This window comes from Vibrio sp. AIC-3 (genome assembly GCF_013114515.1).
Classification (GTDB): domain Bacteria; phylum Pseudomonadota; class Gammaproteobacteria; order Enterobacterales; family Vibrionaceae; genus Vibrio; species Vibrio crassostreae_C.
The window spans coordinates 114,217-135,977 of record NZ_VTXG01000005.1; the positions used below are offsets into that span (position 1 = coordinate 114,217).

The 21,761-nt window shown below is 45.3% G+C and carries 17 protein-coding genes; 8 read left to right on the top strand and 9 right to left on the bottom strand.

The genetic code is table 11. The features are described 5' to 3' along the window. Positions 1–148: 148 nt before the first annotated feature. A complete protein-coding gene (gene lpdA / locus F0229_RS05775) occupies positions 149–1,579 on the top strand; it encodes a dihydrolipoyl dehydrogenase (protein WP_048659365.1) in 1,431 nt (476 codons plus the stop codon). 275 nt (positions 1,580–1,854) lie between these two features. Here the strand turns inward: lpdA and F0229_RS05780 are convergent, their stop codons facing one another. After that, entirely contained in the window at positions 1,855–2,460 is a 606-nt protein-coding gene (locus F0229_RS05780) for a LuxR/HapR/OpaR family quorum-sensing transcriptional regulator (RefSeq protein ID WP_019824386.1), read from the bottom strand. Between the two features lie 337 nt (positions 2,461–2,797). Here F0229_RS05780 and hpt point away from each other — a divergent pair, with 337 nt between their 5' ends. Further along, positions 2,798–3,328 (top strand): hypoxanthine phosphoribosyltransferase, encoded by a 531-nt coding sequence (gene hpt / locus F0229_RS05785; protein ID WP_017633235.1) that lies wholly within the window; start codon positions 2,798–2,800, stop codon positions 3,326–3,328. 75 nt (positions 3,329–3,403) lie between these two features. Here the strand turns inward: hpt and can are convergent, their stop codons facing one another. Beyond that, positions 3,404–4,072, bottom strand: coding sequence for a carbonate dehydratase (gene can, locus F0229_RS05790; protein ID WP_017063246.1), 669 nt, complete (start codon positions 4,070–4,072; stop codon positions 3,404–3,406). Positions 4,073–4,358: 286 nt separating this feature from the next. On the opposite strand from can, the gene F0229_RS05795 reads away from it, so the two are divergent. The 3 genes from F0229_RS05795 (at position 4,359) to F0229_RS05805 (ending at position 8,016) form a co-directional block, all read left to right on the top strand. Continuing rightward, positions 4,359–5,990: a SulP family inorganic anion transporter gene (locus tag F0229_RS05795; RefSeq protein WP_171732459.1), complete on the top strand. Its 1,632-nt coding sequence runs from the start codon at positions 4,359–4,361 to the stop codon at positions 5,988–5,990. A 336-nt stretch (positions 5,991–6,326) separates the two neighbouring features. After that, positions 6,327–7,244 (top strand): ABC transporter ATP-binding protein, encoded by a 918-nt coding sequence (locus F0229_RS05800; protein WP_017059435.1) that lies wholly within the window; start codon positions 6,327–6,329, stop codon positions 7,242–7,244. A 1-nt stretch (position 7,245) separates the two neighbouring features. Further along, a complete protein-coding gene (locus F0229_RS05805; RefSeq protein ID WP_010435987.1) occupies positions 7,246–8,016 on the top strand; it encodes an ABC transporter permease in 771 nt (256 codons plus the stop codon). Positions 8,017–8,102: 86 nt separating this feature from the next. Here F0229_RS05805 and panC read toward each other — a convergent pair whose 3' ends face one another. From panC to sfsA, 7 genes are all read right to left on the bottom strand, one after another. Continuing rightward, the gene (gene panC, locus F0229_RS05810; protein WP_017059434.1) at positions 8,103–8,993 is read right to left on the bottom strand and encodes a pantoate--beta-alanine ligase; all 891 of its coding nucleotides are present in this window, start codon (positions 8,991–8,993) and stop codon (positions 8,103–8,105) included. A gap of 8 nt (positions 8,994–9,001) precedes the next feature. Then, positions 9,002–9,796: a 3-methyl-2-oxobutanoate hydroxymethyltransferase gene (gene panB / locus F0229_RS05815; protein ID WP_171732438.1), complete on the bottom strand. Its 795-nt coding sequence runs from the start codon at positions 9,794–9,796 to the stop codon at positions 9,002–9,004. Positions 9,797–9,818: 22 nt separating this feature from the next. Then, on the bottom strand, positions 9,819–10,304 hold the full coding sequence (folK, locus tag F0229_RS05820; RefSeq protein WP_004735459.1) for a 2-amino-4-hydroxy-6-hydroxymethyldihydropteridine diphosphokinase: 486 nt from the start codon (positions 10,302–10,304) through the stop codon (positions 9,819–9,821). Next, positions 10,301–11,656: a polynucleotide adenylyltransferase PcnB gene (pcnB, locus tag F0229_RS05825; protein WP_017059432.1), complete on the bottom strand. Its 1,356-nt coding sequence runs from the start codon at positions 11,654–11,656 to the stop codon at positions 10,301–10,303. Before pcnB ends, folK begins: the two co-directional genes overlap by 4 nt. 183 nt (positions 11,657–11,839) lie before the next feature. Beyond that, the gene (gene gluQRS, locus F0229_RS05830) at positions 11,840–12,715 is read right to left on the bottom strand and encodes a tRNA glutamyl-Q(34) synthetase GluQRS (RefSeq protein WP_048612329.1); all 876 of its coding nucleotides are present in this window, start codon (positions 12,713–12,715) and stop codon (positions 11,840–11,842) included. A 218-nt stretch (positions 12,716–12,933) separates the two neighbouring features. After that, complete coding sequence (gene dksA, locus F0229_RS05835) at positions 12,934–13,380, bottom strand: RNA polymerase-binding protein DksA (protein ID WP_004738189.1); 447 nt, start codon at positions 13,378–13,380, stop codon at positions 12,934–12,936. 135 nt (positions 13,381–13,515) lie between these two features. Further along, the gene (gene sfsA / locus F0229_RS05840) at positions 13,516–14,241 is read right to left on the bottom strand and encodes a DNA/RNA nuclease SfsA (protein WP_017066814.1); all 726 of its coding nucleotides are present in this window, start codon (positions 14,239–14,241) and stop codon (positions 13,516–13,518) included. Positions 14,242–14,275: 34 nt separating this feature from the next. Here sfsA and hrpB point away from each other — a divergent pair, with 34 nt between their 5' ends. The 3 genes from hrpB to F0229_RS05855 are packed head-to-tail and all read left to right on the top strand — an operon-like array spanning position 14,276 to position 21,542. Beyond that, positions 14,276–16,774 carry an ATP-dependent helicase HrpB gene (hrpB, locus tag F0229_RS05845; protein ID WP_171732439.1) on the top strand — a complete coding sequence of 833 codons (2,499 nt, stop codon included), beginning with the start codon at positions 14,276–14,278 and terminating at the stop codon, positions 16,772–16,774. Beyond that, complete coding sequence (gene mrcB, locus F0229_RS05850) at positions 16,771–19,170, top strand: penicillin-binding protein 1B (protein ID WP_017063253.1); 2,400 nt, start codon at positions 16,771–16,773, stop codon at positions 19,168–19,170. Before hrpB ends, mrcB begins: the two co-directional genes overlap by 4 nt. Positions 19,171–19,208: 38 nt before the next feature. Then, positions 19,209–21,542 carry a patatin-like phospholipase family protein gene (locus tag F0229_RS05855; protein WP_171732440.1) on the top strand — a complete coding sequence of 778 codons (2,334 nt, stop codon included), beginning with the start codon at positions 19,209–19,211 and terminating at the stop codon, positions 21,540–21,542. Positions 21,543–21,761: the final 219 nt, after the last annotated feature.

The following is a 21,761-nucleotide window of genomic DNA, read 5'->3' on the forward strand; positions in this document are numbered from 1 at the left end:
TGATAGGGAATTGTTGTCTAGCTCACAGGCTAACTTAAAGCTACTTTCACACTGTTAACATCTCTGTAAAATGTTTCCTGTTTGAAAGCCCAATAATTTTAAGAACATCTACTCAGCCTGTTAGGGATAATGACTACAAGAGGTCACAATGAGCAAAGAAATTAAAGCCCAAGTTGTTGTACTTGGTTCAGGTCCTGCTGGTTACTCAGCGGCATTCCGTTGTGCGGATTTAGGTCTAGAAACAGTACTAGTTGAACGTTACAGCACTCTTGGTGGTGTATGTCTAAACGTTGGTTGTATTCCATCAAAAGCACTTCTTCACGTTTCTAAAGTAATCGAAGAAGCTAAAGCGATGGCAGAGCACGGCGTTGTATTCGGCGAGCCACAAACGGACATCAACAAGATCCGTATTTGGAAAGAAAAAGTAGTTGATCAACTAACTGGCGGTCTTGGCGGTATGGCTAAGATGCGTAACGTTACTGTTGTTAACGGTTTCGGTAAGTTCACTGGTCCTAACAGCATTCTTGTTGAAGGCGAAGGCGAAGCAACAACTGTTAACTTCGACAACGCAATCATTGCTGCGGGTTCTCGCCCAATCAAACTTCCTTTCATCCCACATGAAGACCCACGTATTTGGGATTCTACGGATGCACTAGAACTAAACGAAGTACCTGAAAAACTGCTTATCATGGGCGGAGGTATCATCGGTCTTGAGATGGGTACGGTTTACCACTCTCTAGGTTCTAAAGTTGAAGTTGTAGAGATGTTCGATCAAGTTATCCCTGCTGCGGATAAAGACATCGTTAAAGTTTTCACTAAGCGCATTAAGAATAAGTTCAAGCTAATGCTTGAAACTAAAGTGACTGCTGTTGAAGCGAAAGAAGACGGTATCTACGTTTCAATGGAAGGCAAAAAAGCACCAGCTGAAGCTGAGCGCTACGATGCTGTTCTTGTTGCTATCGGTCGTGTTCCAAACGGTGCACTTATCGACGCTGAAAAAGCTGGTATCGAAGTTGATGAGCGTGGTTTCATCAATGTTGATAAGCAAATGCGTACAAACGTTCCTCACATCCACGCGATCGGTGACGTTGTTGGTCAACCAATGCTTGCTCACAAAGGTGTGCATGAAGGTCACGTAGCTGCTGAAGTTATCTCTGGTAAGAAGCACTACTTCGACCCTAAAGTAATCCCATCAATTGCGTACACTGAGCCAGAAGTTGCTTGGGTAGGTAAGACTGAGAAAGAAGCGAAAGCGGAAGGCATCAACTACGAAGTTGCTACTTTCCCTTGGGCTGCTTCTGGTCGTGCAATCGCTTCTGACTGTGCAGACGGTATGACTAAGATGATCTTTGATAAAGAGACTCATCGCGTAATCGGTGGTGCTGTTGTTGGTACTAACGGTGGTGAACTTCTTGGCGAAATCGGCCTAGCAATCGAAATGGGTTGTGATGCAGAAGATATCGCTCTTACTATCCACGCTCACCCAACTCTACACGAGTCTGTAGGTCTAGCTGCGGAAGTATTCGAAGGTTCAATCACTGACCTTCCAAACAAGAAAGCAGTGAAAAAGAAGAAGTAATTCTTTCTTAGCCACTCGCTAATGTTTTTAAAAACCGCTGATTCGTCAGCGGTTTTTTTATGTCTGAAGTAAGGCGCAGGAACGTTTCACTCCGAGATGCGAGTACGCTGCGCTTCGGGATGCGAAGAGCCATTCCATTCTACAAAAAAGGGTTGACCGCTTAGGCCAACCCTTAAATTATTTACTCGAATCTCGAATCTCGAATCTCGAATCTCGAATCTCGAATCTCGAATCTCGAATCTCGAATCTCGAATCTCGAATCTCGAATCTCGAATCTATTTATAAATGCACAGCATGTTTAAGTAGCTATCTGTTAAGCTTGAAAGCTCTTCAGGTGTTTCTACACGTTTCGCTTGGATGAATAGCGAGTAGCAGATGCCGTGGAATAGGTTCGCTAGATGCTTAGGATCGTGATCGTCACAAACTTCGCCGCGCTCAATCGCTTTACTAAACATGTTTTGTACCAACATTTGGTTAGTGCGGTTTGTTGTTACGAACAGTGGCCATACTTCATCACGCGTCGATGCGCTCCATTCGAACCATACGTTCAACCAGTGGCTGTCTTGAGCTACTAGTGTCACCATTTCAGTCGCAATATTATGTAGGTTTTGTTTTGCGTGAATATCTAGATCGATATTGTCTGAAAGGAAGTTTGAGAATTGACGGACAACATGATTAAGCACTTCATCAACCAGATCTTCACGAGTAGGGAAGTAGTTAAATACTGTTGCTACTGATACCTGAGCGATATCTGCAATGTCAGCGTGACCACCACGGCCAATGCCGCGACGAGAGAACACTTCAAGCGCGATTTCCATCAGCTGAAGTTTTCTTTTTAAAGGTGAAAGCCTAGTTCTAGGTCTCTTAGAGATTGAGTCCATTTTATTTTCCTTGCCAACGATTTTTTTATATTAATGATTTTATTATTATTTAAGCCAAGATGAGTGTAATGGTGCATATGCGAATGGTCAATCCTTTCAGCTTGTTTTATAGACAGTTACATCAAACTTGATACATAAAGCGTGATCAGCATTGATGTGAAAGGAGACGAGTATTGGATAAGGCACCAGCGCACATTTCGTTGAGAATCTGACAGTAAATTCGAACCATAAGGTGGTGTGGGTATTTGAGCAGTGCTAGACTTACGCACAAAATTGAGCGACACAACTGACGAAACTGTCAACATTCGTCGCAATCACCAAATAGAATGAGAGCAGTATGAAGCATACAGTTGAAGTCATGATCTCTGAGCAAGAAGTTCAGGATCGAGTGAACGAACTAGGCAAACAGATCACGGAGCACTACAAAGGTAGTGAAGATCTAGTTTTAGTTGGCTTATTGCGTGGATCTTTTGTCTTTATGGCAGATCTTGCTCGTGCTATCGATTTAACTCACCAAGTTGATTTCATGACCGCGTCTAGCTACGGCAACGGCATGGAAAGCTCACGTGATGTTCGTATTTTGAAAGACCTTGATGATGATATTCAAGGTAAAGACGTTCTACTTGTAGAAGATATTATCGATACGGGTAACACGCTGACTAAGGTGAAAGAGATTCTAAGCCTACGTGGCCCTAAGTCTATCGAAATTTGTACGCTACTAGACAAACCTTCTCGCCGTGAAGTGACTGTAGATACAAAGTGGATTGGTTTTGAAATCCCAGATGAGTTCGTTGTTGGTGTTGGTATCGACTACGCACAAAAATATCGTCACCTACCGTACATCGGTAAGGTAGTACCTCAAGAGTAATCATTGCGCTTGTGGTTTAGAAGTCATTAAAAAGCCCGCTTGATGCGGGCTTTTTGTATTTATTACAGAAGGGGGTTAGCTTTGTTGACTAAGAAGAGGCGTCGTTAAGATCTTGTTTAATGCATCTAAGTGACTGTTCTCTAAAGTATCGTTACTTGAGCAACGTACGCCAAGGTCCTGTAGCTTGCCATCGCCAATACCATAAACCACACCATGGATTTCAACGTCTTGGCCACGCTCCCACGCATTTTGCATAATGGTTGAGTTACCTAGGTTATAAACCTGTTCTGCGACGTTAATTTCGCATAACTTGTCACCCCATTGTTCACGAGGAAGCCCCTCGATTTGCTTGCGGTATTTTAGGTAATTGTCACGGATGTGCAGTAACCAGTTGTTGATAAGACCAAGTTTAGGGTTATCAATCGCCGCGTTAACACCGCCACAACCGTAGTGACCACAGACAATAATGTGTTTCACTTTAAGCACATCTACTGCGTACTGAACAACAGATAGACAGTTTAGGTCTGTATGAACCACTTGGTTGGCCACGTTTCGGTGAACAAACAGTTCTCCAGAATATAAGCCAGTCAGGCGCTCGGCTGGAACTCGGCTATCTGAACAACCTATCCATAGAAAACCAGGGCTTTGACCCTCTTCAAGCGTTGTAAAATACTCAGGTCTTTCAGAGCGAATTTCTTCAGACCATTTGGAATTGTTCTCAAAAAGCTGTTTTATTTCTGGCATCTTGCTTCTTACATCCCTCAATTAAGATGCTTAACTATACACAATGTTACAAATTCAATCTCGTAAAAACTGCGTCAAAATGTACTCATCTGACGTGTTCTAGTACGGAAAATCATAAACTTAGCCCACTATCAATAATCCGGTTATAAGACATGAATAATGTGATTGAATTAACACTTTCTGAACACTTGATACATTTGCTAAAGTGATAAGGTTTGTCATTTCATCATCAGGAAGGTGTGTTTTGTTTGGAAGTCGTTTTACGGATATCAATATCAAAGGGGATATGTTTGGCGGTGTAACTACAGCCATCATCTCGTTACCTTTAGCATTGGCATTTGGTGTTGCTTCTGGCGCGGGAGCTGAAGCTGGCTTGTGGGGCGCCATTATGGTTGGCCTATTTGCAGCATTGTTTGGCGGTTCGAGTAGTTTGATTTCTGAACCTACCGGCCCGATGACGGTGATCATGACTGCCGTAATGACGAGTATGGTTGCTAAATATCCTGAAACGGGTATGGCAATGACCTTTACTGTCGTGATGATGGCCGGTGCATTCCAGATATTACTTGGTACGTTAAAGCTAGGAAAATACGTCACTTTGATGCCATATAGCGTGATCTCCGGATTCATGTCGGGCATTGGCGTTATTCTGATTATCTTGCAGCTGTCTCCATTGTTAGGGCATGCCGCTCCATCCGGTGGTGTAATGGGCACGATCTCTGCTTTACCTGATACGCTAGCAAACTTAAAAGTGAGTGAGCTATTTCTAGGTGCTCTGACACTCGGTATTCTTTTTGGCTTCCCCGCTAAGTATCGTAAGTATGTGCCTGCTCAACTGGTCGCGTTAGTGGCTGTAACGCTCTTGTCCGTCATTATTTTTGATACCGACTCTATTCGCCGTATTGGTGAAATCCCAGCTGGTTTACCTTCCCTCGTTATCCCTACGATCAGCGCTGAACAGTTTACTACTATGGTTATCGATGCCTTGGTGCTTGGTACATTAGGTTGTATTGATACGCTTTTGACCGCGGTTATCGGAGATTCATTGACTCGTAAAGAGCATGACTCAGACAAAGAGCTTCGTGGCCAAGGCATTGCCAATATGATCTCTGGCCTGTTTGGTGCACTACCTGGCGCGGGTGCCACTATGGGGACTGTAACCAATATTCAGGTGGGAGCGCGTTCTCCGCTTTCAGGTGTTATTCGAGCTTTAGTACTTGCGCTCGTGGTATTGGTTGCAGGTGGTTTAACAGAACCGATTCCTATGGCAGTGCTGGCTGGTATCGCGATGTATGTTGGTTTCAATATCCTAGATTGGAGCTTTATCCAGCGCGCGCACAAGGTTAGCTATGCCGGCATGGGCGTGATGTACGGCGTGATGCTATTGACTGTGTTTGTTGACTTGATTATTGCCGTTGGACTGGGTGTGTTTATCTCGAATATTCTGATTATTGAAAGATTAAGCCGAGAGCAAGCCAGACAAGTTAAGGCGATCAGTGATGGTGATGATGAAGACGATATCCCATTGACTGATAGCGAACGTCAGTTACTCGATAGTGCCAATGGTAAGGTGCTATTCTTCTACCTATCAGGGCCGATGATATTCAGCGTTTCAAAGGCGATTTCACGTCAGCACTCAAGTATCTCTGACTATGAAGCGATGATTCTAGACCTGACAGATGTCCCTATGATTGATGTCACTGTTGGCCTAGCGCTAGAGAATGCGATTAAAGATGCATTGGATGCGCAGTGTGAGGTGTATCTGCTGTGTCCTAATGAGAATACTCGTCAACAACTAGAGAAGTTCCACGTGATTGACCTAGTACCTGAATCCAACACTTATCGATTCAGATATGAAGCCCTGACGGCAGCAACAAGCTATGTCGACAGAGATGAGCATCAATTTGAGTCAGTTTAATTTTTCAGTAATAAGCTGATATGAATGACCTGATATGAATAAGCCATAGACGCTCACTTCAAGACTGATCATTAATGCCGTTAAGTGAATCACTTAGCGGCATTCTTATATTTATTGAACGTTGATTTAGTCTTCACGTAGCCAAGACGCTTATTTGTTTTCGAAAGAAACTCTCACACGATATTTGTATTAATCGTCAATCAACGATAAACTTGTTTGCAAAATGGCCGAGTTAACAAGTTTGGGTTAGTTTTCTGCTAGCTCGTTTTAAGCATTACTCTCTTCCTCAAGCTCGGCCGTCTACATCTTATCTATAGCAAATGGCAGTCTATCTCTATGTATGCATTAGAAATTGAGCAATTAAGAAAAACTTATGCTGGGGGCTTCGAGGCTCTTAAGGGCGTTAGTTTACAAGTAGAAAAAGGCGACTTTTACGCACTACTTGGTCCCAATGGTGCGGGTAAATCAACCACCATTGGTGTTATCTCTTCACTGGTAAATAAAACGTCAGGCAAGGTTAAAGTGTTCGGCTACGACATTGATACCGATCTGGAATTGGCGAAGCAGAACTTAGGCCTTGTGCCTCAAGAGTTTAACTTTAACCCGTTTGAAACCGTTGAACAGATCGTGCTGCAACAAGCGGGTTATTACGGCGTGCCAAAAGCATTAGCGAAAGAGCGAGCGAAAAAGTACCTATCTCAACTCGATCTGTGGGAAAAGCGTGGCGAACGCGCGCGTAACTTGTCTGGTGGTATGAAGCGTCGTTTGATGATCGCGCGTGCATTGATGCATGAACCTCATTTGTTGATCCTTGATGAACCGACAGCAGGCGTTGATATTGAACTACGTCGTTCAATGTGGGAATTCCTAAAAGAGATCAATGAGAAGCAGGGCATTACCATTATCTTGACCACGCACTACCTAGAAGAAGCAGAAATGCTGTGTCGCAACATTGGTATCATCAATCGCGGTGAGCTGATTGAGAACACAACAATGAAAGCGCTGTTGGGCAAATTGAGTGCTGAGACCTTTATTCTGGATCTGGAAGAGGGCACGACTGAACCTAAGCTTGAAGGCGTGAATAGCCAAGTGATGGTCAATGGCTCGCTAGAAATCGAAATCGACAAGAACCTAGGTTTGAATACCATCTTTGCTCAATTGAGCGAGCAACAGGTTAAAGTCCTCTCTATGCGTAACAAAGCAAACCGTCTAGAAGAGCTATTTGTGAGTATCGTCCGTGAGGGGAGTAAATAATATGTACAGCCTATATTGGACCGCTTTCTGCAGTTTGTTGACCAAAGAGATCAATCGCTTTACTCGTATCTGGGTGCAGACTCTGGTGCCGCCAGCGATTACCATGACGCTTTACTTCATCATCTTCGGTAACCTGATTGGTGCGCGTATTGGTGAAATGAACGGCTTTAGCTACATGGAATACATTGTTCCCGGTCTGATCATGATGTCGGTGATCACCAACTCATATTCCAACGTTGCTTCATCGTTCTTTAGTGCCAAGTTCCAGAAGAACATTGAAGAGCTGCTTGTAGCGCCTGTTCCTAACTACGTGATTATCGCCGGCTTCGTAATGGGTGGTGTGGTTCGTGGATTGTTAGTGGGTACCATAGTAACCTTCGTGTCGTTGTTCTTTGTCGACTTACAAGTTGACCATTGGGGCGTGATCATTGCGACGGTATTTTTAACGTCGGTAGTATTCGCTTTGGGTGGCTTGATTAACGCGGTATTCGCACGCACGTTTGATGATATCTCTATTATCCCAACCTTTATCTTAACGCCGCTGACGTACCTTGGTGGTGTGTTCTACTCGATCAGTCTATTGCCTGAATTCTGGCAAGGTGTATCGAAGTTGAACCCTATCGTGTACATGGTTAACGCGTTCAGATATGGCTTCTTGGGTGTGTCTGATGTGGGGATCGTGACGTCGTTTGGCGTACTAGGTGTGTTTATCGTGCTGTTGTATGGCATTGCACACTACCTAGTGACAAAGGGTATTGGCTTACGTAGCTAACCTTTGGTTCATCTAAGTAACAGGTAAAGAAAAAGGTCGATATAACATCGACCTTTTTTTTGTTTTGCGTTAAGAGCAGAAGCCGACTATTCAGTCGTTTCTTCTTTCACTTCTTCTTTGGTTTCCGTTACCAAATCGAGAACTTGGTTATCGATAAGACGCGTCTTACCTAGGAAAGCCGACATTAGAATCACTGCTTGAGTTGATTCTGAAGTGATCGCTTGCAGAGTTTTAGCATCACAAATGAAGATTTCGTCAGGTTGAAGATCTGCAGCGCGTAGCTGGTCAGTAGCATCTTCAATCACTGATGCGTAATCATCGCGACCACCACGAATAGCGCTGCTGATCCAGCGCATAGTACGCGCTAAAACGGGCGCTCGTTGGCGCTCGTCAATCGTTAGGTTGCTATTGCGAGAGCTCATTGCCAAACCATCCATTTCACGAACGGTCGCAACGCCGACAACTTCAATGTCTAATGCTAAATCAGTGGTCATCTGGCGAATAACAGCAAGTTGCTGAAAGTCTTTCTCGCCGAAGCATGCAAAGTCTGGCTGAACGATATTAAACAGTTTAGTGACAATGGTTGATACACCACGGAAGTGACCTGGACGAGAGGCACCTTCAAGCATGTGAGATATGCCAGGGACCTCAACAAACGTCTGCTTGTCTAATCCATCTGGGTACATCACCTCTGGCGTTGGTGTAAATACTAGCTCAACCCCTTCACCTGTTAGTTTGCTTAAATCTGCTTCTAACGTTCGAGGGTAGTTGTTTAGGTCGTCTGCACGGTCAAACTGCATTGGGTTTACAAAGATGCTTACCACAACGATGTCGGCCAGTTCACGAGCTTTCTTTACCAGAGTCAGGTGGCCTTCATGCAGGTTTCCCATTGTCGGTACAAAAGCAACCGTACGTCCATCACGCTTAAACTGTTTAATCTGCTCACGAAGAGCCGCTATTTCAGCAAAAGTTTGCATACTTACTCCTAAGCGATTGTATGAGCTTCATCAGGGAAGCGCGCGCTCTCTACTTCTTCTTTGTATAGAGCTACTGCCTTACGCATATCACCTGTTTCTGCTAGGAAGTTCTTAGAGAACTTCGGCATGTAGTTCGCAGAAATACCGAACATGTCATGCATAACCAAGATCTGACCATCGGTAACATTACCTGCGCCGATACCGATAACCGGTACGTCACAAGCTTCTGTAATTCGTTTTGCCAATGAAGCTGGCACACATTCAAGTAGAACGATTTGAGCGCCTGCGTTTTGCAGTGCTAACGCGTCAGCAACCATTTTGTCGGCTTGCTCGTCGTCACGACCTTGAATCTTGTAACCACCAAAAATGTTCACAGACTGGGGCGTCAAGCCTAAGTGTGCACATACTGGTACTGCACGTTCTGTTAGCATCTTCACAGTATCAACCAACCAGCTTCCGCCTTCGATTTTTACCATGTTCGCACCAGCACGCATCAAAGTCGCTGCGCTCTCACAAGCTTGTTCTGGCGTCGCGTAGCTCATGAAAGGCATGTCAGCCATAAGAAGACAATTTGGGCTACCAGCACGCACTGAGCGAGTATGGTAAGCAATGTCTTCAACGGTTACTGGTAATGTATCGTTATGGCCTTGTAAAACCATACCCAGTGAATCACCGACAAGCAGAACTGGCATTTCTTGGCTTTCGAATAATTGAGCAAAGCTCGCATCATAAGCTGTCGAAGTCGCAAATTTACGGCCTTCAAGTTTGCATTTGATCAGGTCGTTAATGGTTACTTTTTTCATTGGTTTTCCTTAATGCGCTTGGCTATTGTTGCCAAACATTGAGCCCGTTCTTATCTACTATTTTCAGTAGTTCTGTCAGCTCAGTCCCATCAGGGAGTTGTAAACTTGGTGCGATTTCAGCAAGCGGGTAGAGTACAAACTCTCGTTCTTTCATTCCATAATGAGGAACGATTAAGCGCTCTGAATCGATCACCTCATTGCCGTATAGCACAATGTCGAGATCCAAGGTTCTTGGCCCCCAACGCTCGTCTTTACGGACGCGCCCTTGCTCTAACTCGATCTTTTGAGTGCAATCAAGCAGTTCAATTGGCGTTAATTCGGTTTGGATAGCGACTACCGCGTTGATGTAGTCCGGTTGATTTTGCGGCCCCATTGGAGTGCTACTATATAGCTGAGAGGTCGCAATAAACGTTGATCGCGGTAGGCTTTTTAGCGTTTCGATAGCCAAATTTGCTTGGCTAACTGGGTCGGCAAGGTTGCTGCCGACCGCAATGTAAGCCGTTATCATTCTGATTGCTTACTCTTTTTGTTTCGGTAAGTCTTACGGCGACGATGGCCTGACTTTGATGGTGCTGCAACGTCGTTAGCCATCGCTTGACGCATGTTGCGACCGGCTGTTTGATAACGCTCCCACCATTTTGCTAACTCTTTGGTTTCGCCACCTTCAATCTCACCACGCATTTCTAGGAAATCGTAGCCTGCACGGAATTTGTTTAATTCCATTAGACGAACAGCGCGTTTACCGTTGCGACGAGGCAGTCGAAGTTGCAGTTGCCAAACTTCGCGAATGGTTGCTGTGTGACGACGAGGAATAGCAATAGACTTTACTTGCTGATCTAGAATGATGTTACTCGCTTCCATGATCGCATCGTAGTGTGCCATACCCTGTTCAGCGACAAGTTTGTCTGCCAGCTTGTTCATTGGGTACCAAAGCATCGCTGCGAACATGAATGCTGGGTTTACTCGCTTACCATCTTCGATGCGAAGGTCGGTTGAATCGAGAACCAAATCAAGCATCTGCTCTGTGTGTGAGTCGTAATCTTCGGTGAAGTGCTCCGCTACCGCTGGGAACATCTGTTGGAATAGATTGTACTCGCGCATCAAGTGGTAGGTTTCTAAACCGTGACCTGATTGCAGTAATTTCAGAGACTCTTCGTAAAGGCGCGCTGCTGGGATATCTCTTAGAAGGTGAGCTAACTCTTCAATCGGGTCAGCCGTGTCTTCTTCGATGTCGAAATCCAGTTTAGCGGCGAAGCGCATTGCACGTAGCATACGCACTGGGTCTTCGCGGTAACGCGTTTCTGGATCGCCAATCAGGCGGATCAGTTTATCTTCTAAATCTTCTACACCACCCGCGTAATCGTGGATGCTGTAGTCTGCAATGTTGTAGTACATCGCGTTGATTGTGAAATCACGACGCTCTGCATCTTCATCAACACTGCCGTACACGTTATCGCGAAGTAGCATGCCTTCTTTAGATTGTGCAGAAACGTTCTTCGATGGTTCTTGGTGGTGACCACGGAAAGTTGCCACTTCAATGATGTCGCGACCAAACATGATATGTGCCAAGCGGAAACGGCGACCGATAAGACGACAGTTTCTGAAGAGGTGTTTGATTTGCTCTGGCGTTGCGTTGGTCGCAATATCAAAATCTTTTGGCTGAGAGCCTAATAAGATATCGCGCACACCACCACCGACTAGAAATGCGTCAAAACCCGCACCATTCAGGCGATATAGCACTTTTAGTGCGTTGTCGCTGATCTGCTTGCGTGAAATATTGTGCTCTTGACGAGTATAAATATTCAGAGCTAATTCGTGGAATCCGCGTTGTTCGCTTGGGGTATTGTCGTTTGTATTCATTAGTTTAGAACAAAGTAGGTATCGCCAACTTTGTTTTTCTCTTAGTCCAAAGTGGTAGTGCAGAGTTTAATTGCGGCTAATAATAGCTTAGCGCGAGCCATTTGAGAACATCGTCTGCTTAACCACAGTGGTTGGTTATGGCATTTTTATGTGTCGTTTTTGCTATTTGCCGTGAGTTTCGAGCTAATTACAGTGCTCTTTTTGTAAACTATCAGGTAACTGACTGACGTTCCATTGTTGGCAGCCCCACAATAAAATCTCATCCATTGAAGCCTCATAAAGGGCCGTCGGGATATCAAAACCTAAGAATCGCATCGCGTTGAGTAACGTTGGTTTTGGGTTGTCTAGATCTATCGCGGTGGCATGGTTCTGTTTTGACAGTTTATTCCCCAAGCCATCGGTTGCCAATGGTAAGTGCAAGTAGCTCACTGTTTTTTGCTTGAGCGTCTTATACAAACTGATTTGTCGACCTGTTGGTTCTATCAGGTCTGCGCCTCTTACGACTTCTGTTACTCCTTGGTCGATGTCATCAAGAACAACGGCCAAGTTATAGGCAAACAATCCATCTCTGCGTTTAATAATAAAATCTTCTTCAGCTAGTGCTTTAGGGATTTGAATGGTGCCGTGGCGAACATCATCAAAGGACTCCACTGGAAAGTCCATGCACAAGCGCACCGCCTGTTCGCCTGAATCGATTAAGCCTGCATCTCGACAATGACCATTGTAAAAACCACCCAAAGCCTTTATCTGCTTGCGGGTGCATTGGCAGTAGTAGGCTTGATTGTCAGCGACCCATTGATCGATTTGAGCTTGATACAAGCCATGACGCTGACTTTGATAAACGACTTCACCATCCCAGAATAGATGGTAAGCCTCAAGCGTCTTAAGAATGAGGTCTGCAGCGCCGGCCATTTCTCTTGGCGGGTCGAGGTCTTCCATACGAACTAACCATTTTCCTTGGTTAGATTTCGCTTGAAAGTAGCTACCAAGAGCAGCAACAAGTGAGCCAAAATGAAGAGGACCTGACGGTGATGGTGCAAAGCGCCCGATATAATTCATGAGTGAACAACCTAATCTAAATGGTACCGCAGTAGCCGATTCTTAAGACGTTTGACAAGAGCTTTAATGCCTAGAACTAAGCTTCAATCTATAGAACAAGGTTTGATGTATAGAACTAAGGCTTAAAGCTGCTATTTACTATCAAGCGTGTGAAATACTTCGCTTGGATAACAAACAAAAAAGGGAGCCAAGGCTCCCTTTCTTTACATCTGCAAGAATTAACCTTGCATCTGTTTTTCTTTGATCTCTGCAAGTGTTTTACAGTCAATACAAAGATCAGCAGTTGGACGAGCTTCAAGGCGACGAATGCCAATCTCGATACCGCAAGAATCACAGAAGCCGAAATCGTCTTCTTCGATCTTGTCTAATGTCTTCTCAATTTTTTTGATAAGACGACGCTCACGGTCACGGTTACGTAACTCTAAGCTGAATTCTTCTTCTTGAGAAGCACGGTCAACTGGGTCTGGGAAATTCGCTGCTTCGTCCTGCATGTGGTGCACAGTACGATCAACTTCTTCCCTGAGCTGGTTGCGCCAAGCTGCTAAAATTTTTGTAAAATGTTCCGTTTGCTCAGGTGACATGTACTCTTCACCTGGCTTCTCTTGGTACGGTTCAACACCTGCGATGGCTAGGATGCCTAGCGCTTTTTTCTTAGATTCTGGCATACAGCATCTCCTATTTACACCTAGTCAACTGCAAAGCAGCTAATTTTAAGGCGGGTATCTATAGCAGAAAGAACGAATGGTGGCAAATACTCTTATTCAAACTTGCAATCAATGTGATTAGTTCAGCATCTTTGCTTAGCTATTGATAAATTCAACAGCTTGTTTTAGTTGTATTTGAGTACTGCTGAGCTCTGCTTTATAGCAAAGCACTTCAACTCCAGCGTCTTGTGCTTGTTTTAGTAATAACGAATATTTGGCGTCTATATGGTGTGCCGCAGACACTTTTTCAATACCTGAATGTAAAACAGTGAATAAAAGTACGGCTCTATTTCCAGATTCGACCATTTCTGTGAGTTCACGCAGATGTTTTTGGCCTCTGGTTGTGACCGCATCAGGGAAAAAACCTTGCCCTTTAGTTGACGTTTCTTGCTCGTCGAGCAAAGTGACGCTTTTCACTTCGATATAGCAAGGCGGCTTTTCGTTATCTTCAAGCAGAATATCAATGCGACTATTCTCACTGCCATATTTCACTTCGGTTCGTAACGCGTTATAACCTAAGAGTTCAACTATAGTCCCATTTTCAATTGCTTCCACTGCTAGCTGGTTTGCCCGCGCAGTATTTACACAAATACGATGACCTTTGTCTGTTTCTGAGATCTCCCAGCTGTTTGGGTACTTTCTCTTTGCATTATCGGAGGTTGAGTACCACACCGTATTGCCAGGAGTCGCACATCCTGTCATCGCTCCAGTGTTAGCGCAGTGAATAGTACGCTCGCTACCGTCAGGAAGTTGGATGTCAGTGAGGAAACGTTTATAGCGTTTAATAAGAGTCGCAGGCTCTAATGGCGGATTGAAGTGCATATTACTTATTTAGACAGGTAGGTTTTTATGTACAATGTTGCCAACATTACACCACAAGGTTCTCCCATTGCCACAACTGCCCATAGAAGCTGTGATGCCAGATCTGCTCGCTGGCGTAGAAACACACACTCAACTTATTCTAAAGGCCGCTCCCGGTGCGGGTAAGTCAACATTCTTCCCTTTACAGTTAGTTAAGACCAACGCCGTTCAAGGCAAAATCATCATGCTTGAACCGAGGCGTTTGGCTGCAAGGAATATTGCTACTTACTTAGCGAGCCAATTGGGAGAAAAGGTGGGAGAGAGCATTGGCTTTAGAGTTCGTGGTGAATCTAAAAGCAGCAGTGCGACTCGCTTAGAGATTGTTACTGAAGGGATCATGACAAGAATGATCCAAACCGACCCTGAATTAACTGGGGTTGATATGGTGATCTTTGATGAATTTCACGAGCGCAGTATTCACGCCGATACCGCATTGGCGTTTAGCTTAGAGATCCAAGAGGCGTTGCGTGATGATCTGAAAGTGGTAGTGATGTCGGCAACTTTAGATCAACAAGCTCTGCAAACTTTGCTGCCGAATGCCAAATACGTTGAATCACAAGGTCGCACCTTTCCGGTCGATTTCCGTTATCAGCCTCTTAACGCAAATGAATATCTAGCCCCTAAAATGGCTAACGTGATTCGCTCTCTGATGGAGAAAGAGTCAGGCTCACTTCTGGCCTTTTTGCCGGGCGTTTCTGCGATTAAGCAGGTGGAATCTCAACTAGAACAATTCGCCAATGATATCGATGTGTGTCCTCTGTATGGGCAACTCAGCTTTTCTCAACAGCAGAAAGCGATCGCGCCATCAGAGAAAGGGCGTCGAAAGGTGGTGTTAGCGACCAATATTGCTGAGACTTCTTTGACGATTGAAGGTATTCGATTGGTGGTTGATTCCGGGCTTGAACGTGTGGCGAAGTTCGATCTGAAAACCGGTATTACTAAGCTTGAGCAAGTGAAAATCTCGCAATCTTCAGCTGAACAACGAGCGGGCCGTGCGGGACGAATTGAAGAGGGCTTGTGCGTTCGTTTGTACAGCGAAACGCAGCTGATGCAGCAACCAGCTATACCAGAACCTGAAATTCTTCATTCTGATTTGTCTTCGCTGGTGTCTGAATTGACGCAATGGGGCGCTGCGAGTGCTGATGAACTGCAATGGTTAGACGTTCCACCCAAAGCTTCTATCGGGCAAGCCAAGCAACTCTTACAGACTCTTGAATTGTTAGACGATAATGGTCAATTTACGGCATTAGGAAAACAGGTCCAACGTTTAGGTCTAGAGCCTCGTATTGCCAGCATGTTGGTTAAAGCGCAGCAAGGTAGTCCTGCTCTGTTGAATGTCGCGATTGTTGCTGCTGCTTTGCTGGAAGAGCCGGAGCGCAATGTGACGGATATTCAACACTCTTTGCATCGACTTAAGCAAAGAAAACATTCCAAAAATAGCGTTGTGATGCAGCGAGCGAAAAGTCTCGCGAGCAAACTCAATCATCACTTAGATTTGTCACAAGCTGACGAATCATTGCTACCATTAGTGCTTTGTTTTGCCTTCCCAGACCGGATTGCACAAGTGAGAAGCGCGACCAGCAGTGCTTTCCTTTTGGCGAATGGCCACGGTGCTGAGGTTCGTGATGATGATCCACTGGCGAACAATAACTATATCGTAGTGATTGATTTGATGCGCAGCACAGGGCGAGCCAGTCAGATTTTCTTAGCCACCGCGGTTGATATCGCACAGTTAGAAGCTGAATTTCCAAAACTGTTTGTGCGCTCCGATTACGCCGATTGGGATGAGAAACGTGGCCGTTTAGTTGCTGAGCAGCGTGTATCTCTGGGCAAGTTGATTATCAGCACCAAAGCTTTACCTGATCCCGATGCGAATCAGGCGAGCCAAGCGCTGCTCAATTATGTCGCTCGATGTGGGTTGGATCGCTTAAATTGGACAGCTTCGGCTAAGCAGTTGGTTGAGCGTGTACGCTGTGCAGAGCTTTGGATGCCTGAGCATGATTGGCCAGCGATGGACGATGCGAGTTTGATTGAACACCTTGATGAGTGGCTATCTCCCTATCTGAATGGCATTAAGTCGGCAAAAGGACTGTCTAGTGTTTCGATTGAGCAAGCATTGTCGGCTTATCTTGGTTGGCCTTTGAATCAAGAAATCGACCAATGGTTGCCAACGCACTATCTGATGCCAACAGGCAGCAAGAAGGCCATTCGTTATCAATATCAATCTGAACCAGTGATCTCAGTGCGAATGCAGGAAGTCTTTGGCGAACAAGACTCGCCATTGATCGCGCAAGGGCGTAAAAAAGTAGTGCTTGAGCTCCTTTCTCCAGCACAGCGACCACTACAAATTACTCAAGATTTAGCTGGCTTTTGGGCTGGCGCGTACAAAGAAGTACAAAAAGAGATGAAGGGCCGTTACCCAAAACATCCTTGGCCGGATGACCCTGCTAACCATGTAGCAACCACTAAAACTAAACGACAGTTGAATCGATGATGACCAAAATGTTAACGCCAAAAAAGGCACCACCTAAAAAAGCGCCAGCAAAGAAGTCACCAGCGACCAAAGCCAAGCCAAGAAAACCAAGAGCGGCTGCGAAAAAGACCAAACCTAAGGCTAAGAAATCTGGCAAAAGAGGTTGGTTGAAGATCCTATGGGGCATTTCTTGGAAAGCGGGCTTAGCGCTTGCGGCATTGCTGTTGTTCGTCGGTATTTATCTTGATTCTGTGGTCAAACAGCGCTTTGAAGGTCAGCTGTTTGATTTGCCAACCGTGGTTTATGCGCGAGTGCTAGACCTGTCTCCGGGAACTCCGGTGAGTTTGGTTCAGGTTAAGAATGAGCTCGATGTACTTAATTACCGTAAGGTGAACGCGCCTCGTCACCCAGGCGAATACTCTTCTTCTTCGACCAAGATTGAAATGATTCGTCGTCCGTTCGAGTTTGTTGATGGACCGGAAGCGGATCGTCATGTGATGCTGCACTTCAATGGTAACGAATTAACTCGCATTCAGTCGCTGGAGAAGAAAGGCGACATGGGCTACCTGCGTGTTGAACCGAAAATGCTTGGCATGCTTGAGAAAAGTAACGATGAGCAGCGCCTGTTCTTAAAACGCAATCAGTTCCCAGAAGTGATGGTTGATGCCTTACTGGCAACCGAAGACCGAAACTTCTATCAACACGATGGTGTGTCGCCACTGGCCATCGCTCGTGCAATGGTCGTTAACGTCAAAGCTGGGCGAACGGTACAAGGTGGTAGTACGCTGACACAACAGTTGGCAAAAAACCTGTTCCTGTCCAGTGAACGTACATTGTGGCGTAAGGTTCGTGAAGCCTACATTGCACTTATCTTAGACCATCGTTACAGCAAAGACCGTATCCTAGAGGCTTACTTAAATGAGGTTTATCTTGGACAGAATGGTGGGCAAGCGATTCATGGCTTCGGTTTAGCGTCTCGTTTGTATTTTGGTCAACCTATTCAAGAGCTGCGCATCGATCAGCTAGCACTGCTGGTGGGTATGGTGAAAGGACCGTCGTATTACAATCCGGTTCGCTATCCTGAGCGTGCTAAGACTCGACGCGATCTGGTTCTTCGCTTATTGATGCAACAAGACATCTTAACTCCGCGACAATACGAAGAGGCGGCGAGTCGTGATTTGGATATTCAAGACAACCCACGCATTGCTAGCCGTCAGCCCGCTTATTTCCAACAAGTAAACATTGAGCTTAAGAAGTATGTCGGCGATCGATTTGAGGCGAAAAAAGGGATTCGAGTCTTTACCTCTCTGGATCCGGTATCTCAAGACAAGTTAGAGAAGTCGATTGCTCGTAAGGTGCCTGATTTATCGAAAACCGCAGGTAATAAGCTGGAAGCAGCAGCTATTGCCGTGGATAGAAATACCGGTGAAATCCGGGCGATGGTCGGTGGTAAGCGTACTGGCTACGATGGCTTTAACCGTGCCTTGAACGCGAGTCGCCCAATTGGTTCTTTGGTCAAGCCTGCAATTTACTTAACCGCACTAGAGCAGCCTCAGAAGTACACGTTGGCGACAACATTGAAAGACACGCCACTGAGCTTGAAAGGCAGTAAAGGTAGCGTGTGGAGCCCGAGAAACTTCGATCGTAAGTTCCGTGGCGATGTGCCTTTGTATGTGGCGCTTTCTAAGTCTTACAACGTACCTACTGTTCGTTTAGGCATGCAATTAGGCATTGATAGTGTCTCGGATACGATTGGAAAACTGGGGGTCGATAAAAATGAGATTCGCCCAGTGCCGTCGATGTTTTTGGGTTCGTTCTCACTGACTCCGTTCCAAGTTGCGCAGATGTATCAAACCATTACCAATTCTGGGCGTATAGCACCTTTGTCTGCGCTTCGCTCAGTTGTTGATAACGATGGCGAGGTTCTGTATCAGTCGATCCCTCGTGTATCACAAAGCGTTGACCAGCAAGCCGCTTGGCTTACAACCTATGCAATGAAACGTGGCGTGTCGGAAGGCACGGGCCGTTTCCTACAAGGTCAGTTTGCATGGGCAGGGTTAGCTGGTAAAACTGGCACTAGTAATGACAGCCGAGACAGTTGGTTCGTGGGCGTAGATGGCCGTGAAGTGACGACCATCTGGCTAGGACGTGATGATAATAAGCCGACTAAGCTTACTGGTTCGAGTGGTGCGTTACGTGTTTATGCCGATTATCTCAAACAGAGAACACCCGAGCAGTTATTACTGCCTTGGCCGACAGGAATTGTCACCGCTAACTTTACTCGAACTTCTGAAGGGGCTTTAGAGTTTGATTGTGATGGTGCAGTTAAACTGCCACTTTGGGATGAGGGTGGAAACATTAAAAAGGGCTGTGAAAGTCAACCAAAACAGTGGCTAAAGAAGCTTTTTCAGTGGTAAAGTCGTAACAAGAAAGAATGACAAGGACAGTTAACATAATGATTTCTCGTTGGTTAGTGAGTGGCTTAGGTGTTGTCGGTACTGTGATCAGTTTTCAGCTGTTTGCATCCACCGCGACACAGATTGATCAATCTCAGCAGGCTGAACAAGCTCATAAAAGGCCAACCGTTGCTGTCGTTCTTGCTGGTGGTGGGGCAAAAGGTGCAGCTCACATTGGTGTGCTTAAAGCTCTAGAAGAGATGCAAATCCCGGTTGATTACATTACCGGTACCAGTATGGGCTCATACGTTGGTGGTCTTTATGCGACAGGGATGAGCGCAGACGAGATCGAGAGCTTTATTTATACGGTTGATTGGAATCGCGGTTATCGTGATCGCGTTAACCGTAGTGATCGCCGCGTACGTGACAAAGAATATGAAGACCGCTACCAACTGAACACCGATCTCGGCTTAGGTTGGGGCGAAATCAAAGCAAGGAAAGGGGTGGTGCAAGGCCAGAATATGTTGCGTATTCTGCGTGAGACCACGGGTAATCTATCCTCATTCGATTCTTTCGACCATCTTGCTATCCCATACCGTTCAGTCGCAACTGACATTATCGAACTTGAAGAGGTGGTCATCGATCATGGCCACCTTGTTGATGCCATGATGGCGAGTATGTCAGTTCCCGGCGCGCTTCCCCCTTATTCCTTAGATGGTCGAATGCTGGTTGATGGTGGTGTCACCAATAACATGCCCGTCGACGTAGCCAGAGCGATGGGTGCAGACATCGTCATTGCGGTGGATATCAGTACCAATTACAAAGGCAAAGAAGACTTCACGAATTTTCTAGCCGCAGCTGACCAACTCTCTAATTATCTTGTTCAACGCAGCACCCAAGAGCAAGCTGAAACACTCACAGACGATGATGTCTTCCTGCGCCCAGATGTTGGGGATATGGAGACGACAGAATTTGATAAAATGCCATCGGCTTTCCTCGCGGGCTATGAAGCCGCAAAGCAGCATACTGATGAGCTTTCTAAGCTATCGCTCTCAAATGCCGATTATCAGCATTATATCGAGGACAAACAAAAAGCGCGCAGACAGCTAAAACACGGCGATAAGACCGTCGTTGACCGAGTTGTTATCAATAACAATACCCACTATTCCGATAAGCTGATCGAAAACCGTTTAAACCTTGATTCAGGTGAGATTCTGAAGACCAGTGAAATTGAATCTAAAGTACAAGACCTCTATGCGCTAGATAGATTCGAGTTGGTGACTTATGAATTTGACACGGTAGATGGCGAGGAGCAACTGCTGGTCGATGTGAACGAAAAATCTTGGGGGCCAAACTACCTCAACTTTCGATTCTTTCTTGAAGATGATTTCTCTACTACAAGCCAATACTCGCTCGGCGTCTCAGCCAACTTTACTGATATTAATAAGCATGGTGCAGAGCTAAGAACCAATATCGAGATGGGAACGGACAAGCGAATTGAAGCGGAACTTTACTCGCCATTCTTTTCGAGTCAAAAGCTGTTTACTTCGGCATCGGTTGTTTACAGCAAAGAGAACAGAAACCTCCCCGCAGATATTGATGATATTGAAGAACCGACACTGGACGTAACGAAAGATTATCTCCCTATGACGTATAGTGAATATGTCGGTGAATTGGCATTAGGCTATCAACCAACCTTGTGGCAGGAGCTGACATTTGGTGTTCGTTATACAGATGGGGATGTTGAGGTTTCTTCGTTACCTTCATTGGGCAGTGGTGGCTACAAGCGTATTGGTGGCTTCATGGGTTACCGACTGGATACTTTGGATAATTTCAGCTTACCGACCAAGGGTTACTTTGTCGATTTAGAGTACCTCGTTTCTCATGATGATTTTGATAATGACAGCTCTCTTGGTGAATCGGATTTAACGTCTGAGAGCGATACGGTTTATGAGTTTTCGGCTAATTTCATGGCAGCAAAGAGTATTGAGAAGCATACTTTAGTCGCAAAGCTTGATTACGGTATTGTAGAGAGCAAAAATTCGATTTTCCCTATTGATCCCAAAGAGCTTGGTGGCTTCTTAAACCTGTCAGGTATTCCAAGGAATAGTATGATTGGTCAGAACTTGGCTTACACCAGCCTTATTTATCGTTATAAGTGGTTTGAAAATGACTTCGGCCTTTTTAAATCACCATTCTACGTGGGCGCATCCATTGAGCATGGTGGTGTTTGGTCGAACAATGATTTGAGTATTGATGAAGCGCCAATGTACACCGCGGGTTCTGTTTTCGCGGGTGTTGATTCTCCAATCGGGCCGATCATTTTAGCTTATGGCCGAACCGAAGATAATTTCGATTCGGTGTATCTGATTGTAGGTACGTCCTACAAATAATCATGCGCAGAGTCGCCATTTAAGTGCGTAATTAGGCAAAAATAGTGGGACTTTCGTCTTAACTTGCTATGTTGGTCAAAATGATAAGATTTTAATTTAACGTTAAATTTGCTATTCTACCGCCCACAGTTTGGCCTCTATGACGCCGCTCATCAATACAAATTGAATGACAAAAATGGCAATGGAGAGCCAAGTTTCCAAGGATGTTCACTTCTTTAT